Here is a 15,672-nt window from a genome sequence, read left to right as displayed (position 1 = left end):
GGCCGACGTGGAACGCGCGATGATCGCCATCCGGCGGAGCCAGGCGCGGCGATCACTGTCGAAGCTCGCCCGCGACCGCGCCGAAACGATGCCGGACCAGGCGATCCAGGGGCTCCTCGACGCCGTCGAGGCGGCCGAGGAGAGCGGCGAACCGGGGACCGTCACCAGCCTCGCGGTGGCGCTGACCATCGACCAGCCGCGCGCGAGCCGTCTCGTCGCCCGCGCGGTCGAGGACGGTTTCCTCCGGCGCGAAGCCGATCAGCGCGACGGCCGCCGCGCCGTCCTAGTGCTCACCGAGACCGGCCGCGCCGAAGTGACGCGGATGCACGAATTCCGCCGCTCGGTGTTCGCCGAGGTGATGGCGGACTGGACGGACGACGACCGCCGCGAGTTCGCGCGGCTGCTGACCGCGTTCGTCCGGAACTACGGGGCACTCGGCGTGAAGTAGTTGACCAGGTTGCCATCGGGGTCGCGGAACAGCAGCGACCGGTTCCCCCACGGCATCGTGGTCGGCTCCTGCACGATCTCGGCCAGGCCTGCCAGCCGCTCGTACTCGCGGTCGACGTCCTCCACGCGGAACTCGAGGATCGCGGTGCGGTTCGACTCGGGCACCGCGGCTCCCGCGCCGAAGAGCCGCATCGTCTCGGCGCTGCCGATCGCCAAGGTGCACGACGGCCCGACGAGTTCGGCGAACTGCTCGGAACGCCGGCGCGCGGCGAGGCCGGTCGCCTTTTCGTAGAAGCCGGCGAGGCGGGCGACGTCATGGGTGATCACGCGGACGGAAACGAACTGCATGGCTGGTCCTTTCGGTGCCGGAAAGCGGGACACCGGCCACGCTAGGAGCAATACCGGGCAGGATCCGCCCGGTATTCTTTCCGGTGTGACCAGGCCCATCGCCCGTGTGCTCGCACTGCTGGAGATCTTGCAGAGCGGCGGGACGCGCACCGTCGCGGAGCTCGCGGGGCGGCTCGACGTGGACGAACGCACCGTCCGCCGCTACGCCGAACACCTCGTCGACCTGGACATCCCGGTCCGCTCGGTGCGCGGCCGGTACGGCGGCTACCGGCTGGCCCCCGGCTACCGGATGCCGCCGCTGATGCTCACGAACGAAGAGGCGTTGGCCGTCCTGCTCGGCCTGGTCGCGGGCCGGCGTGCCGGGCTGATCACCACGTCGGTCGCGGCCGTCGAGAGCGCTGTCGCGAAGGTCCGCCGGGTACTTCCCGAACCTCTGGGCCGTCGGCTCGACGCGCTGCTCGAGACCGCCGATTTCACCGCACCGGCCAGGAAAGCCCTGTCAGCCGAGGCCGAAGTACTGCTCACTCTCGCGGAGGCGGCCCGCGACCGGCAGCCGGTCGGGATCGCGTACCTCGCCGGGCACGGTGGCGCCAGCGAACGCGTCGTCCATCCGTATGGCGTCGTGGCGCATTCCGGCCGCTGGTACCTGACCGGATTCGACTCGGCCCGCGGCGAGGTGCGCACCTTCCGCGTCGACCGGATCAAGTCGGCGGAGCCGCGGCCCGGGACCTTCGATGTTCCCGACGACTTCGACCCGGCCGGGCGAGTGCTGACCGCGTTGGCCGAGACGCCGTACCGGCACGACGTCTCCGTGCGGATCCAGGCACCGGCCGAGGAGATCCGTGCCGTCTTCCCGCCGTCCGTGGCGACCCTCGAACCGGACGGCGACCAGGTCCGCGCCCGGATCCGGGCCGAACGGCTCGACTGGATCCCGGCGCGGCTCGCCGCACTCGACCGGCCGTTCGTCATCGAACGGCCGGCCGAACTCCGCGGTTTGGTCAGCGCGCTGGCGGCCAGGCTGGCCGAGCGGGCGCGCTGACCGGTCGTGTTCACTTGCCGCAGAACACCGTCCGGACGAGCTTGTCCAGCGCCGCCGGGTACGACGGCAACGGGTCCTTGGCGGAATCGCCCGCGGTGATCGACGCGGTCAGTGTTTTGCTGCCGTCGGGCGAGCTGTACATCAGTGCCGCGTAACCGTTGTTGCTGCCGTTGTGGTTCACGATGGTGCCGCAGCCCGGGCCCAGGTCCTGCGTGAACTGCCCGAGACCGTAGAAGCCGTAAAGGCTTTCGCTGCCGGGGTGCGTCTCGCGCATCTCGGCCATCAGCCAGGACGGGAGCAGCTTTCCGCTCTGCAGCGCGGAAAAGTACGTCTGGAGATCCTTGGTCGTCGAGATCATGTCGCCGGCGCTGGAGATCCAGGACGGGTTCTGGTGGGTGACGTCGATCGTCTTCCACTGCCCGGCGTCCTCGTAGCGGTAGTAGGCGTGGGCGTACGGCTTGGGCATCCCCGCCCACGCGCCCGGCGACAAGGTGTCACGCAGCTTGAGCGGCCGCAGGATCCGGCGGTCCAGCTCGTCGGCGAAAGGACGTCCGGAGAGCTTCTCCACCAGGAGCCTGGCCACGACGTAGTTGGTGTTGGAGTAGCTCCAGCCACCGCCCGGCTCGAAGACCGGGGGCTTGGACACCGCCAGCCGGACCAGCTCCTCCGGCTGATAGGTGTGGAATCGCTTGTCCACCCATTCCTTGCCCGCCCATGGGATTCCCGGCGTGACCGTGCCGTCCGGGTGGTACTGGCCGGTGTGGTTGAACAGCCCGCTGGTGTGCTGCAGCAGCATCCGCACGGTGATCCGCGAGTCCAGCCCGAACTCGGGAAGGAAACCGGCGACCGGGGTGTCGAGCCCGATCCTGCCCTCGGCCACGAGCTGTAGCACCAGGGTCGCGGTGAAGTTCTTCGACGTGCTGCCGACGCGGAAGTGGCCGTTGGTCGGCGGCTTCGCGGTGCCGCCCAGCTCGCGAACCCCGGCGCTGCCGGTCCATTCGCCTCGCTCGTCGCGGACACGCAACTGCATCCCGCCGAACCCGGCGTCGACGAATTCCTGGGCGACCTGACGCAATTCCGGGCGGTCCTGCCCGGCGGAGGCGGCAGGCACGGCGACGCCCGTCAGCAGTGCGGCGGCCAGCGCGGTGAGGCCGATGCGGCGGAAGGTCTTCAGTGTCTTGGTCATGGCGATCACGTTCGCGGATCGCGCTGACACGGGACGGTCACGGCGCTGACACGCGGGCTCCGATGCCGTCGAGGAGGAAGCCGAGGCCGACGCGGAAGGTCTCGTCGGCGTCCAGGTGGACCGCGTCGCGCACCACCGTGGCCAGCGCGGGGAGCTTGCCGGTGGCGAAGGTCCGGGTCAGATAGGGGCCGAGGGTGGCCTGCCATTTCTTCTCGTCCATGCCGGTGGCCCGTTCCGCCCGGCGCTCGGCGATCTCCCGGCGCACCGCGCCGATCGTGTACGCGTTGACCGCCGAGACCACCGGCATCGCGGCGTCGACGCCGACCTCGCCCAGCGCCGCCATCACCGCCTCCGAGGTGGCCAGCGCGTTCGGCCCGAGCTGTGGTCTGCCGCCGAGCAGGTCGGCAAGCCATTCGTGGCGATGGACCGCGTGCCGCATGGCGTTCGCGAGCGATCGAAGTACCTCCCGCCAGCCTTCGCCGGTCGGCCGGATCTCGGCGTGGACGGCGTCGACCATCAGGTCGAGCAGCTCTTCCTTGCTCTCGATGTAGCCGTACAGCCGCATCGGGCCGGCGTCCAGCGCGGTGGCGACCTTGCGCAGCGACACCGCGTCCAGGCCGTCCGCGTCGGCGAGCCGGATCGCCGCCCCCACGATCAGCTCCCGGCTCAGCGGGGTCAGCGCCGGACGACTCGGCGGCTCCGGCCGCTCCCACACCACCATGCGGTGACAATACACCGCATTGCTCGATACAGTGTATTGACCAATACGGTGTATCGAAGGAGGGCGATCATGACCATCGCCATCATCGGAGCGGGTCCCGGCGGCCTGGCTCTCGCCCGAGTTCTGCACGTCAACGGCATCGACGCCGTCGTGTACGAACGCGAAACCTCGCGTGACGCCCGTGGCCAAGGCGGCATGCTCGACATCCACGCCGACACCGGCCAGCGGGCGCTGCGCGAAGCGGGCCTGTTCGACCGGTTCACCGAGATCGCCCGCGGCGAGGGTCAGGACATGCGGCTCCTCGAACCGGACGGCACCCTGCTGTTGCAGGAGGACACCCCCGACGACGCCCCTTTCGAGCGACCCGAGGTCGACCGCGCCGACCTGCGTGATCTGCTGCTGGACTCCCTCCCCGAACACACGGTCCGCTGGGGACACGCCTTCGAGTCCGCCGAAGACGGCGTGCTGCGTTTCGATGATGGGCGCACCGCGACGTATGACCTGCTGGTCGGCGCCGACGGCGCGCATTCCCGCGTCCGGCCGCTGCTCACCGACGCGCGCCCGGCGCATCTCGGCCACAACTTCGTCGAGCTCCGCATTCCCGACATCGACCGCACCCATCCCGACCTCGCCGCGATGGTCGGGCGCGGCACCTACTGGGCGCTCGGCGACGGCAAATCCCTGGCGGCCCAGCGCAACGGCGACGGCACCGTGCGCGTCGGCCTCAGCTTCTACGGCACCGGCGAGGACTGGTTCGCCACCGCCGGGATGCCGCTCGACGATCCGGCCGCCGCCCGGGCGTGGCTGATCGGGCAACTCGACGGCTGGGACGCCCGGTTCACCGACCTGATCGCGGCCTGCGACGACGTGGTGGTGCCACGGTCGATCGCGGCTCTCCCGGTCGGCTTGACCTGGCCGTCGGCACCGGATGTCACCCTGCTCGGCGACGCCGCTCACCTGATGCCGCCGGTGGGGGAAGGCGCCAACCTGGCGCTGCTCGACGGCGCCCTGCTCGGCATCGCGCTGGCCGCGCATCCGGACGACTTCCCCGCCGCCGTCGAAGAGTACGAACGCGAGATGTTCGACCGCGCCGGCGCCGCCGCCCGGATGTCCGCGCAGGTCCACGAACTCCTGACCGCCCCGGACGCCGCCCGGAAAATGCTGGCGTTCTTCCGACCGGACTGAGGCCGAGATGCTATGAACGGAAAGTCATTTCGTTCATAGTCGAAGAGGAGCAGGCTTGCCGACCCCCGCCGGACGCGACCTCTTCGCCGCGCAGGGCCCGCGCAAGACCTCCTTGGACGACCTCGTCGGCCCCGCCGGGATCGCCAAGGAGTGACCATGCGCGAAGGTGTACTGGCGGGTGGCGCCCCGTATCTCGAATTCGGCGCGGGGAGCCCGCTCGTGGTCTTCCGGTCGGTGCTGCCGGACTCGGCCAACCCCACTGGGTTCGCCCGCTGGGCGGAGGTGCGGTCCCTCAAACCGCTGGCCGAGCGGTTCACCGTGCTGACGGTCGGCAGGCGGCCGGGGCTACGGCCCGGCGTCACCATGGCCGATCTCGCCGCCCACCACGCGGAGGAGTTGCGACAGCGGTTCGACCGGCCGGTGGACGTGCTCGGCGTGTCCACGGCCGGTTGCCTCGCGCTGCAGTTCGCCGTCGACCATCCCGGCCTGGTGCGACGGCTGGTGATCGGCGCCGCGGGAACCCGGCTCGGTGAGGAAGGCCGCCGCGTCCAGCGCCGGTACGCGGATCTGCTGGCCGCCGGACGGCACCGGGCCGCGGCCATGGCGCTGGCGCCCACCGTCGCGGATTCCTTGCCGGGACGGGCCTTGCTGGCCGGGTTGCTGGGCCTGGCCTCCGGCCGCCCGGCGGATCCGGACGGCATGGTGGCCATGCTGCGGGCCGAGGACGCTTTCGACATCGAAGACCGGCTCGGCGAGATCATCGCGCCCACCTTGGTGATCGCCGGTTCGCAGGACGCCCTCTACCCGCTCGAACTCGCCGAGCGGCTGGCCGACAAGACCCGCCGCGGTGATCTCAAGGTCTATCCGGGACGACGGCACCACACCGTGATGAGCGATCGCCGCTTCACCAAGGACGTCTTCGAGTTCCTTCTCTGACTCGCGGTGCTTCCTCGCTAGTCGTGGGACAGGTCGACGAAGCGGCTGTAGTGCAGCTGGTGCGCGACGGTGATCGTCGCCGTCGGCCCGGCACGGTGCTTCGCGATGATCAGGTCCGCCTCGCCGGCGCGCGGGTCGTCCCGCTCCCAGGCGTCGGGGCGGTTGACCAGGATGACGAGGTCCGCGTCCTGCTCCAGCGAGCCGGACTCACGAAGGTCGGACAGCATCGGGCGTTTGTCCGTCCGTTGCTCGGGACCACGGTTCAGCTGGCTGATCGCGATCACCGGGACCTCGATCTCCTTGGCCAGCAGCTTCATCTGCCGCGAGAACTCCGAGACCTCCTGCTGCCGCGACTCGACGCGTTTGCCCGAGGTCATCAGCTGGAGATAGTCGAGGACGACGAGTTTGAGGTCGTTGCGCTGCTTGAGCCGCCGGGCCTTCGCGCGGATCTCCATCATCGTCATGTTCGGTGAGTCGTCGACGAACAGCGGCGCCTCGGAGACCTCGCTCATGCGGCGCGCGAGCCGTGTCCAGTCGTCATCGGACATCTTGCCACCGCGCATATCCGCCAGGCGGATCCGAGCCTCGGCCGAGAGCATGCGCATGACGATCTCGGTCCTGCTCATTTCCAGCGAGAAGATCACGCTGGTCAGACCGTGTTTGATGGACGCCGAACGCGCGAAATCGAGTCCCAAAGTCGATTTGCCGACACCGGGCCGCGCCGCGACGATGATCATCTGGCCGGGGTGCAGACCGTTCGTCAGATCGTCGAAATCGGCGAACCCGGTCGGGATGCCCTGCGACTGCCCGCCGCGCGAAGCGATCGCGTCGATCTCGTCCATGGTCGGCTGGAGCAGCTCTTCCAGGGCGACGTAGTCCTCGCTGGTGCGCCGCTCCGTGACGTCGTAGATCGCGGCCTGCGCGCGGTCGACGACCTCGTCGATGTTCGCGCCGTCGGCCGCGGCCGCGCCGTAGCCGTACTGCACGATCCGGGTGCCCGCCTCGACCAGGCGCCGCAGCACCGCCTTCTCGGAGACGATCTCGGCGTAGTACCCGGCGTTCGCCGCCGTCGGCACCGTCGCGATCAGGGTGTGCAGGTACGGGGCGCCGCCGACGCGGCCCAGCTCGCCTCGACGCTCCAGCTCGGCGGAGACGGTGATCGGGTCGGCCGGTTCGCCGCGGCCGTAGAGATCGAGGATGACGTCGTAGATCGCCTGGTGCGCGGGACGGTAGAAATCGTCGGGACCGAGGGCTTCGATGACGTCGGCGACGGCGTCCTTCGACAGCAGCATGCCGCCGAGCACGGACTGCTCGGCCGCGATGTCCTGCGGGGGCTGGCGGTCGTACTCGCCGCCACGCGGACCGGGGTCGCCGGGACCCGGGTCGGACTCCGCGTACATCGGATTGCGGTCGTCGGTCAGCGCCACCGCTGCTGCCACCTCCTCAAGACATCGAACACGCGTTCGATTATGCCAGAATTTCCCCGGTCGGTCCGTCCGCGCCCGCCTGCCCCTCCCGCGACGTCCGGCGCTCCCCTGTGCTCCCCTTCTCGGCCGGACGACCACCACGGTGCGTACCGGCCCGGCGGGCACGGTAGGCCCCCCGAAAGGACGAGCGCAATTTCGCCTGGGGACCGCCCTGTGGACAACCTGGGGATGACTGGGGGCAACTCTTCACAGGTGGGCCGGAGCCTGTGTACAACTTGTGGGCAACGATGGGATGGTCTGACAAAAGTGCTGGTCAGGGCCTGTGGAGACACTGTGGAGAACTTTATTCAACTCGCCACGGCGTGTCGGGTAAAACTCGTCGTTCGGCGTGTCGCACGCGGGCGCACAGGAGTGCCCTGTGGATGGATGACACGGAGAGTAGAGGGGTCATCCGCCCGGCTGAACGGAGCCGGATTCAGGACGCGAACAACCTGCCCTGTGCGCTCCGTAGTCGTTCTCCGAGAACCTGCTGGTCGGCGGGTGTGAAGGCGATCCGCGGTTCGCCACTCCCCGGTACCTCTTCGGTCAGCCACCGGCCTTCGGTCGTATCGATGTAGTTCACCGGGCGTTCGATCCGCTGCCGCGCGCCGCTCCGGCCGCGGGCCGCGACGTAGAGGCTTCCACTCCCCAAACGGCGTAACGCGAGGATGCGGCGAAGCTCGTCGGCCTCCTGGCTGCCGGCGCTCTGCCTTCCGCTGCGAAGGACCTCGAAGCCTTCCTCCTGCGCGGTCGACGAAGAGCGCGGCGCATCGACCTGGCTCTTCGGGACGGCGACCGGCCGCCCGCGCCCCGGCGCGAGCTTCGGGATCTGGTCGAGGAACTCGGTGAGGAGCTCTTCCGGCCGCACCGAAGCGAGCGCGATGCCATCGTGCTCGCTGTGCCGCGCGAGGACGAAGCCCTCGCCGCCGGCGCTCCCCGCGAGCAGGGTGAAGCTCAGCGCCTTGCCCTCGAACCCGCCATCGATCCAGCCGTAGTACTCCAGCGACGGCCTGGCGATCGCTTCGAGCGTCGCCTTGAACCCGGGGTGCAGCCCCCTCGCGCCGAAGAGGCCCTGGCTCGCCAGCTCCTCGTTGGTCCGCTCGTCCTCGGCCCGCTGCGCGTCCTCGTCGAACCAGGTCGGCGTTTCCGACAGGATCGTGTGCGGTTCGCCGCCGCGGCGGCGGATCAGCGTGATGAGGGTGCCGGTCGTGATCGTGACCTGCTTGTCCAGCACCGGAACTGCCCCCTAGTCGTTCTTGTTCGTCCAGCCCGGAACAAGACAAGCCGGGCGCGCCCCAATCTTGGCACGCGCCCGGCCCGCTCGTGACGACTACTCGCCGATCACCGGCGGTGCGGTGAGTTCGTCGGTTCCGAAGATCTCGTTGGGGTCGTCGCCGACGAGGAATTTGGAGCTGCGCTCCTCGTCCTCGGCGCCCTTGCCCCTGGCGCCACCGGCTCCCATACCGCCCATGCCGCCCATCATCCCGCCGGCGCCACGGCCCGCTCCGGCACCGGAACCGGCCGCACCGCCGCCCATGCCGGCGCCGCCCATCGCCCCCGCGTTGCCGGGCAGGGCCGCGCCGCTGCCGCCACCGGGGCCGAACCCCGGGCCGAAGCCACCATCCGGGCCGAAGCCGCCCGCACCGGGGATGTCGGTGCCGCCGAAGCCACCACCGCCACCGCCTCCGCCGCCACCCGGGCCGAAGCCGCCGGCGCCGGGGATCTTCGGCGGGGTGTAGCCGGACGCGTTCGTCCCGTCGTCCCAGGACGGCGGCTTGTAGTTGCTGCCGGGGATGTTCGGGTTGAACTGCCCGCCGGGCAGGTTCGAGCCCGGCAGGTTGGACCCGGGGAGGTTCGACCCCGGCAGGTTGCTGCCCGGAAGGTTCGACCCCGGCGTGCCGATACCCGGCATGTTCGAACCGGGGATGTTCGGCGTGCCCGAACCGGGGATGCTCGGCATCGAACCGGGCGGGGTCGAGATGCCCGGCATCCCGTTGTGCCCGTTCCGGTCGCCCTGGCCGTTCCCGTTGCCGTCCTTGTCCTTGCCGTTTCCACCGCCGCCGTTGACGTCGACGTTCGTGTTCTGCCCCTCCATCTTGGAGTAGGTGGGCAGCTTCTTGCCGTTCTCGGAACTGGCCTTGAAGTACTCGTTGAACGCGTCGACGTTCGCTTGACCCTTTTCGTTGTAGTCCCGGATCGCGCGGTCGGTGTCGGTGGTCCACGGCGTGATGGAGTTGAGCAGGTTGTTCTTCGGCGGTTCCTTCGGGACCTGCTGCACCTTCGCCTTCACCGTGGTGAAGGCGGTGTTCTGCTCGCCGAGGTACTTGTCGGAGTCCACCAGCTTCTTGCCGGAGTCCTCCATCCACGCCCGCAGCGGATGCGCGCCGGACTGCTGCGCGGCTTCGGCGCTCTTACCGGTCCAGGCGGCGTCCATCTCCTTCGACAGGTTGTCGATGGTGGTCAGCCGCTCCTGGTAGCCGGCCTTGAGCCGCGTCGCCGCGGCCTGGCCCTCCTGGATCGACCCGGTACCCGGACCGGTGACGATCTTCTCCCAGATGTTGTAGCAGTCGATCTTGCGATCGCCGCCGGACGCTTCGAAGTCGCCGGATTTCGTGGTCGCCAGGTTGTAGGCCGAGTACCCGGCGATGATCGGCAGCAGGAACACGCGTCAGCCCTCCTTCAACGTCTCGATCATCGCTTCCCCCACCTTGAGCGCGACCGGGCACGGATCGCTCGCGCCCGGCCCGTTGTCGTACTGCACCAGGATGTTCACGGCCAGCTGGTCGGTCACGCCGACGAAGAGGCCGCATTTGCCGCTCTTGCGGCCGTCGACCGCGGCGGCGTACACCGCCGGGTACCCGGCGACCTCGGTCGGCTCGAAGTACTCGTCATTGGCCTTCGTGTCGTAGACGTCGCTGAGGCCGTTCTTGTTCGCGAGCACCGGGCTGATCTCGATCTGGTTCAGCCGGTCGTCGGCGGCGAAGATCGAGCAGCCGGGCCCGACGCTCGTGGTCCGCTGCTCGCCTTCGCCGAGACCGAGCTCGGTCCGCTTCGCCGCGGAAAGCGCGGAGCAGGCGTCGCTCTCGATCGACGAGGTCTTCAACGGGTTGGACACCTTGGGCGCGGAGCCGGACGAACCGCTCGACGCGCTCGAGGCACCGGCCCCGGTCGTATAGGACGGCTCCGACGAGGCGGTGCCGTTCTTGGTGCCGGAACAGCCGGCGACCAGCGCGCCCGCGGCGAGGAGGAGAACGAGGGAACGTCGCATCACACGGCCTTGTGCTTGTTGAGCGAAGCCTGGGTCTCGGCCTCGTTCGTGGCGATCTTCTGCTTGGCGGCGGTCAGCTGGTCGATGTAGTTCTTGACGTAGTCCTGCATCTTCTGGTTCTGCTCCAGGAACGCCTTGCCCGACGGGTTCGCCAGCTTCTCCCAGTCGCCGCTCGCGAACTCCTTGCCCGGCGCCTTGACGTTCGCCATCAGGTTCGCGTCGGCGTAGTCCCGCTTGAGCTCGACCTGCAGATCCGTCCACTTCTTGATGATGCCGTCGATCTTGTCCTTGTCGAAGGTGAACCCGCCGCCACCCCCGGCCGACGCCGGCTTGTCCGGATTGGCGGGCGCGGAGACCGTGACCTTCTCCTGCCGGTTCTGCTCGGCGTTGCTGTCGTAAGCCATGCGTCCAGATCTCCCCGTGCCTCGACGTCGAGTCTCGATAATGCCTTGATCCCCAGTCAAGCTTAAGACGTGGCCCGGCGGGGTGGGGTTCCCCGTAAAACAAAGGGCGGGACACCTCCGGAATGGAGACGTCCCGCCCTGTGCCGAAGCGGTGTTACTTGGCCTTGACCTCGAGCCGCACGTCGACGCGGACGTCGGGGTGCAGACGGGCGCCGACCGAGTGCTTGCCCACGGTCTTGATGTGGTCCTTCAGCTCGATGACGCGCTTGTCGAGCAGCGGGCCACCCGCGGCCTTGATCGCGTCCACGATCTCGGCGGTGGTGATCGAACCGAAGAGCTTCTTCGAGCCCTCGGCCGCCTTGCCGCTCAGCTGGATGGCACCGAGGCCCTCCAGGGTCGCCTTGATCTCCTTGGCGTGGTCGAGGTCGCGGATGCGACGGCTCTCCTGCGCCCGCTTGATCGTGCGCACGTTCTTCTCCGCGCCCTTGGTGGCCACGATGGCGTAGCCGCGGGGGAGCAGGTAGTTGCGTGCGTAGCCGTCCTTGACCTCGACGATGTCGCCGGGCCCACCGAGGTTGGCGACGTCGGTGGTGAGAATGATCTTCGCCATTGACGTGCCTCCTTAGCGTGCGGTCGAGGTGTAGGGCAGCAGCGCCATTTCGCGGGAGTTCTTGACCGCGATGGCGATGTCACGCTGGTGCTGGCTGCAGTTGCCGGTCACGCGACGGGCACGGATCTTCCCGCGGTCGGAGATGTACTTCCGAAGCAGGTTGGTGTCCTTGTAGTCGATGTTCTCCGGGCGGCCCTTCTTCTCGGCCTTGCAGAACACGCAGACCTTCTTCTTGGGCTTGCGGATGGGTGGCTTGGCCACGGTATTTCTCCTGGATTTCTACGTAGTGGTTGTCTCGCGGCGTCTCGCGGAGCTTTCGCCCGCGGTGGATCGCCTGATCAGAAGGGCGGCTCGTCGGAGAAACCGCCGCCACCGCCGCCACCGGCGGGCGGGGCGGAACCCCACGGGTCGTCGGCGGGCGGGGCGCTCTGGCCACCGCCGCCACCACCGAAGCCGCCGCCACCGCCACCGGTGCCACGGCTGACCTTGTTCACCTTGGCGGTGGCGTAACGCAGCGACGGGCCGATCTCATCGACCTCGAGCTCGACGACGGTGCGCTTCTCGCCTTCCTTGGTCTCGAAAGACCGCTGCTTGAGGCGCCCCTGCACGACGACCCGCGCGCCACGCGTCAGCGACTCGGCGACGTTCTCGGCCGCCTGACGCCAGATGTTGCAGCGCAGGAACAGGGCCTCGCCGTCCTTCCACTCGCCGGACTGACGGTCCAGCGTGCGCGGGGTGGACGCGACGGTGAAGTTCGCGACCGCCGCACCGGAAGGGGTGAAGCGAAGCTCCGGGTCGGACGTGAGGTTGCCGATCACCGTGATGACGGTGTCTCCAGCCATCGGGAAAGTCCTTCGGCTCAGGCCTTGGCGGCGGCGGTCGCGGCGCGCTTGATCTCGCGGCGCATGACCTTGGTGCGGAGCACGGTCTCCTGCAGGGAGAGCTGACGGTCCAGCTCCTTGACCGCTTCCGAAGTCGAGTTCAGGTCGAGCAGCGCGTAGATGCCCTCGGCGTGCTTCTTGATCTCGTAGGACAGCCGGCGACGGCCCCAGACGTCGACCTTCTCGACGCTTCCGCCCGAAGTGCGGATCACGTTGAGGAAGTTGTCCAGGGTCGGGGCCACCGTACGCTCGTCGAGCGTGGGGTCCAGGATGACCATTACCTCGTAATGGCGTGACACAACCACTCACCTCCTATGGGCTCGCGGCCACGGACTGTCCGTGGCAGGAGGGTTTGTCCAGGTAAGCGTACCTGGCGGTCAGGCGACGCGGCGCAGCACCCAGGTGCGGACCAGCGCGGCGGTCACGCCGGCGAGCACGAGCACCGCGAGCAGCATCGGCAGCTGGACGTCGCCGCCGGGCATGCCGTCGGTCGCGAGCGCTTCGGCGTTGCCCGCGTTGCGGACGTCGGGACCCTGACCCGCCTGGCCGTCGGTGCCGTACTGCGGGGCACCCTCGCCCGGGAGCGGGCTGTTGGCCGGGTAGCGCACGCCCGGCGCCACCGCGACACCCGGCTGCGCGACCGGAAGGTTGCCGTAGTCGCGCGGCGGGGCGTAGCCGGTGCCGTTGCTGCCGCCGGGGAGCAGGTTCGTGTTCGGCGGGATGCTGCCGTTGGTGCCGCCGCCGGTGCCGCCCTGCTGCGGGGCCGTGGTGCCAGGCGTCGGCAGGGTGGGCGCGACGTAGTTGGTCGCGACCGTCGTCAGGCCGCAGCTGCCGGCGACCTTGTGCTCGATGGAGTTCAGCGTCTTTTCGGGGTTCAGCCCGAGGCCCCAGGACTTGGTGTTCTTGACCGCCTGTCGCACGGCCGCGCCGATCGCCTTGCCGTCGATCGAACCGCCCGCGGCGTTCGGGACCGTGCCGAGGTCGATCTTGTTGACCTTGGCGATGTCGTTCGCGGCGACGTCGTAGAGCGCCAGCGTGCCCGCTTCCCGCGCGCCCGCCCGCACCAGTTCCTTGACCGAGGTGCCGGTGATCGCGACGGTGTCGCCCATCCCGCCGTTGACGGTGCCGCTGCACGCGTTCGCCAGCGTGGTGGCCGCCGAGGCGGTCCCCGCCGTCAGGAGCGCGCCACCGGTGACCATGGTGGCCAGTGCGGTGACGGTGAGCGCCTTGCGGGTGGTCTGCCAGATGGTGGTCTTCCGCACGGGCGCGTTCCTCCGGGTCGGTGGGGGCGTGTGGCAGTGCATGAGGAATCACTGCGACGGGGATAACGAGGGAGTGACCAGAAAGATACTAGGCGGTAGGTCTAACTTGTAGCGGCCATTCGGCGGAGCACCCAGGTGCGGACGAGGCCCGCGCTGACTCCGGAGAGTGCCAAAACGGCGATCAGCAGCGGCAGTTTCCCGTCTTGAGTGAATCCGTCGCTCACGCTCGGTAGCGCTTCGGCCTGTCCCGCGGTCTGGACGTCCGGGTTGCCGTTCTGGTTCTCGGCCGAGACGCCGAACTGCGGCGTGTAACCCGGGATCTGACCGCCGTACCGGAGGCCGGGCGACGGGCTGAACAGACCGGCCGTCGCCATCGGGATGGAGCTGTAGTCGCGCATCGGCGCGTAGCCCGTGCTGATGCCCCATGGCAGGTTGCCGAAGTTCGGGGTGAAGGTGCCGGGCAGCAGTGGGCTGTTCGCCGCCGGGATGCCACCCTGCGCGGGAGCGCCACCCTGCGCGGGCGCGCCCGGTCCGCCCGTCTGCGGGCCGCCGCTGCCGGGCGTGCCGGGAGCGGGTTTCCCTGGCTGGGGCTGGGTTCCGGGAGCGGGCTTGGCGCCGCCGGTCAGGGCTTCGTGGGTGCCGCTGACGGCGCCGTTCAGCGCCTCCGCGGCGGGTGCGCCGACGACCGGGACCGGTGCGACGACGGTGTTCACGATCGTCACCGTCACCTTGCAGACCTCGCCGAGCAGCGCGTTGACGGTCCCGGTGAGTACCCCGGTGACCGATCCCGCGGTGCCGAGATTGATCGGAATGCCGAGCAAGGTCTGGCCGACGATCTTGTCGCCGGTCTTGGCGGTCACCGAACCGCCGCACGGAGCGGTCTTGGTCTCGGCGGCGGCGGCCGTGCCGGGCATGGCGAGGGCGGCCGAGCCCGCGAGAATGAAGGCCGACGCACCCAGGGCTGTCGCCCTCCGTGTCCGTTCGCGCATGCCTTCGACACCTCCGTCGTCGGGGTCACCTACCTGCACAACGACGCTAACGGAGACGAGTAACGCCCGCTCACTCGAAGAAGTCAGGCATTCGAGTGGAAGCGGGCGTCACTTACGGTGAAATCAGGCGGGCTTGCCCCGGAGCCAGGCACGGACCAGGGCCGCGGCGACGACGGCCAGCGCCAGTACCGCGAGCAGCAGCGGCAGCTTGGCGGGGGCGACCGGCGCCTGGATGGCCTGCGCGTGGCCCGCGTCCTTCTCGTCGACGGTCGGCGGCGGCACCTCACCGGGGATGATCTCGGTGATCACCGGCGCCTGGACGAAGCTGCCAGGGAGCAGCGCGGCGTTGCTGATCACGCCGGCGATCGAGTCGCCGCCGATGCCGGTGGAGGAACCCGGGCCGGTCTGGACCGGAAGTTCGCTGCCCGGGCCACCGGGCTGACCCGGCCCCGGACCCGGCGTCGGAGGCTGCGGCGGCTTGGGGTCTTCCGGCGGCCGCGGGGACGGCGGGGTCACGACTGGCGGCACGTCCTTCGTGACATCCTGCGTCAGATTCCCGAGCGCGTTGACCGTGCCCTGCGCGGGTTTGCAGACGCCTTGCGCGGCGAGGTCGCCGACCGCGTTGTCGGTGAGGCCGGTGGTCTTGACCAGATCGCCGACCGGCAGCGAAAGCAGCGGCTTCCGTCCTCCGGCGGTCTTGGCCTTCGAATCGAGGCCGACCGTCAGCGCCTCGGGCGAATTCAGCGGGGCGCCCGCGTCGAGAACGAGTCCGTCGGCGGACTTCCCGTTCTGCAGCGTGGCGGCGCAGTCGCCGGAAAGGGTCGGATTCGGTTCCTCGGCGGCCGTCGCGGTCATCGGGAACGCGAGCCCGGCCGTGACCGAAAGCGCGAATCCCCAAGCCGTGATCCGCCCGGCAGTCTTCCCCATCGA

At 69.5% G+C, this 15,672-nt stretch carries 19 protein-coding genes; 4 read left to right on the top strand and 15 right to left on the bottom strand.

Features of this window, described 5'->3' with window-relative positions; translation table 11 throughout:
- Positions 1-19: 19 nt before the first annotated feature.
- Positions 20-448, top strand: a complete 429-nt coding sequence (locus H4W30_RS38595) for a MarR family winged helix-turn-helix transcriptional regulator (protein ID WP_192747973.1) — start codon at positions 20-22, stop codon at positions 446-448.
- On the opposite strand, the gene H4W30_RS38590 is transcribed toward H4W30_RS38595, so the two are convergent.
- Positions 424-795: a VOC family protein gene (locus H4W30_RS38590; protein ID WP_192747262.1), complete on the bottom strand. Its 372-nt coding sequence runs from the start codon at positions 793-795 to the stop codon at positions 424-426. The two genes, H4W30_RS38595 and H4W30_RS38590, sit on opposite strands and share 25 nt — an antisense overlap.
- Positions 796-880: 85 nt before the next feature.
- Here H4W30_RS38590 and H4W30_RS38585 point away from each other — a divergent pair, with 85 nt between their 5' ends.
- Positions 881-1,834: a helix-turn-helix transcriptional regulator gene (locus H4W30_RS38585; RefSeq protein WP_192747261.1), complete on the top strand. Its 954-nt coding sequence runs from the start codon at positions 881-883 to the stop codon at positions 1,832-1,834.
- A gap of 10 nt (positions 1,835-1,844) precedes the next feature.
- On the opposite strand, the gene H4W30_RS38580 is transcribed toward H4W30_RS38585, so the two are convergent.
- On the bottom strand, positions 1,845-3,020 hold the full coding sequence (locus tag H4W30_RS38580) for a serine hydrolase domain-containing protein (RefSeq protein ID WP_192747260.1): 1,176 nt from the start codon (positions 3,018-3,020) through the stop codon (positions 1,845-1,847).
- Between the two features lie 37 nt (positions 3,021-3,057).
- Entirely contained in the window at positions 3,058-3,741 is a 684-nt protein-coding gene (locus H4W30_RS38575) for a TetR/AcrR family transcriptional regulator (RefSeq protein ID WP_192747259.1), read from the bottom strand.
- A 69-nt stretch (positions 3,742-3,810) separates the two neighbouring features.
- Between H4W30_RS38575 and H4W30_RS38570 the strand changes: the two genes are divergently transcribed.
- Positions 3,811-4,926: an FAD-dependent oxidoreductase gene (locus tag H4W30_RS38570; protein ID WP_192747258.1), complete on the top strand. Its 1,116-nt coding sequence runs from the start codon at positions 3,811-3,813 to the stop codon at positions 4,924-4,926.
- A gap of 156 nt (positions 4,927-5,082) precedes the next feature.
- On the top strand, positions 5,083-5,862 hold the full coding sequence (locus tag H4W30_RS38565; protein ID WP_192747257.1) for an alpha/beta fold hydrolase: 780 nt from the start codon (positions 5,083-5,085) through the stop codon (positions 5,860-5,862).
- A 17-nt stretch (positions 5,863-5,879) separates the two neighbouring features.
- On the opposite strand, the gene dnaB is transcribed toward H4W30_RS38565, so the two are convergent.
- From dnaB to H4W30_RS38505, 12 genes are all read right to left on the bottom strand, one after another.
- Complete coding sequence (gene dnaB / locus H4W30_RS38560) at positions 5,880-7,289, bottom strand: replicative DNA helicase (RefSeq protein WP_007032313.1); 1,410 nt, start codon at positions 7,287-7,289, stop codon at positions 5,880-5,882.
- Positions 7,290-7,764: 475 nt separating this feature from the next.
- On the bottom strand, positions 7,765-8,562 hold the full coding sequence (locus tag H4W30_RS38555; protein WP_192747256.1) for an ESX secretion-associated protein EspG: 798 nt from the start codon (positions 8,560-8,562) through the stop codon (positions 7,765-7,767).
- Between the two features lie 96 nt (positions 8,563-8,658).
- Positions 8,659-9,993 (bottom strand): PPE domain-containing protein, encoded by a 1,335-nt coding sequence (locus H4W30_RS38550; protein ID WP_192747255.1) that lies wholly within the window; start codon positions 9,991-9,993, stop codon positions 8,659-8,661.
- A gap of 3 nt (positions 9,994-9,996) precedes the next feature.
- Positions 9,997-10,596 carry a DUF3558 domain-containing protein gene (locus H4W30_RS38545; RefSeq protein WP_192747254.1) on the bottom strand — a complete coding sequence of 200 codons (600 nt, stop codon included), beginning with the start codon at positions 10,594-10,596 and terminating at the stop codon, positions 9,997-9,999.
- Positions 10,596-11,000 (bottom strand): hypothetical protein, encoded by a 405-nt coding sequence (locus H4W30_RS38540; RefSeq protein WP_192747253.1) that lies wholly within the window; start codon positions 10,998-11,000, stop codon positions 10,596-10,598. The genes H4W30_RS38545 and H4W30_RS38540 overlap by 1 nt, the downstream gene beginning before the upstream one ends.
- A 154-nt stretch (positions 11,001-11,154) precedes the next feature.
- Positions 11,155-11,610, bottom strand: a complete 456-nt coding sequence (rplI, locus tag H4W30_RS38535) for a 50S ribosomal protein L9 (protein WP_005168124.1) — start codon at positions 11,608-11,610, stop codon at positions 11,155-11,157.
- Positions 11,611-11,622: 12 nt separating this feature from the next.
- Positions 11,623-11,871: a 30S ribosomal protein S18 gene (rpsR, locus tag H4W30_RS38530; RefSeq protein ID WP_005168122.1), complete on the bottom strand. Its 249-nt coding sequence runs from the start codon at positions 11,869-11,871 to the stop codon at positions 11,623-11,625.
- A gap of 77 nt (positions 11,872-11,948) precedes the next feature.
- Positions 11,949-12,452 carry a single-stranded DNA-binding protein gene (locus H4W30_RS38525; protein ID WP_126734698.1) on the bottom strand — a complete coding sequence of 168 codons (504 nt, stop codon included), beginning with the start codon at positions 12,450-12,452 and terminating at the stop codon, positions 11,949-11,951.
- A gap of 17 nt (positions 12,453-12,469) precedes the next feature.
- Entirely contained in the window at positions 12,470-12,790 is a 321-nt protein-coding gene (rpsF, locus tag H4W30_RS38520; RefSeq protein WP_016338288.1) for a 30S ribosomal protein S6, read from the bottom strand.
- A gap of 78 nt (positions 12,791-12,868) precedes the next feature.
- A complete protein-coding gene (locus H4W30_RS38515) occupies positions 12,869-13,753 on the bottom strand; it encodes a hypothetical protein (protein WP_192747252.1) in 885 nt (294 codons plus the stop codon).
- A gap of 101 nt (positions 13,754-13,854) precedes the next feature.
- Positions 13,855-14,742 (bottom strand): hypothetical protein, encoded by an 888-nt coding sequence (locus H4W30_RS38510; protein ID WP_192747251.1) that lies wholly within the window; start codon positions 14,740-14,742, stop codon positions 13,855-13,857.
- Between the two features lie 123 nt (positions 14,743-14,865).
- Positions 14,866-15,669 carry a hypothetical protein gene (locus tag H4W30_RS38505; RefSeq protein ID WP_192747250.1) on the bottom strand — a complete coding sequence of 268 codons (804 nt, stop codon included), beginning with the start codon at positions 15,667-15,669 and terminating at the stop codon, positions 14,866-14,868.
- Positions 15,670-15,672 lie beyond the last annotated feature (3 nt).

The sequence above is a fragment of the Amycolatopsis roodepoortensis genome, assembly GCF_014873915.1.
GTDB classification, from domain to species: Bacteria; Actinomycetota; Actinomycetes; order Mycobacteriales; family Pseudonocardiaceae; genus Amycolatopsis; species Amycolatopsis roodepoortensis.
This window is presented reverse-complemented; position numbering and strand designations above follow the sequence as displayed.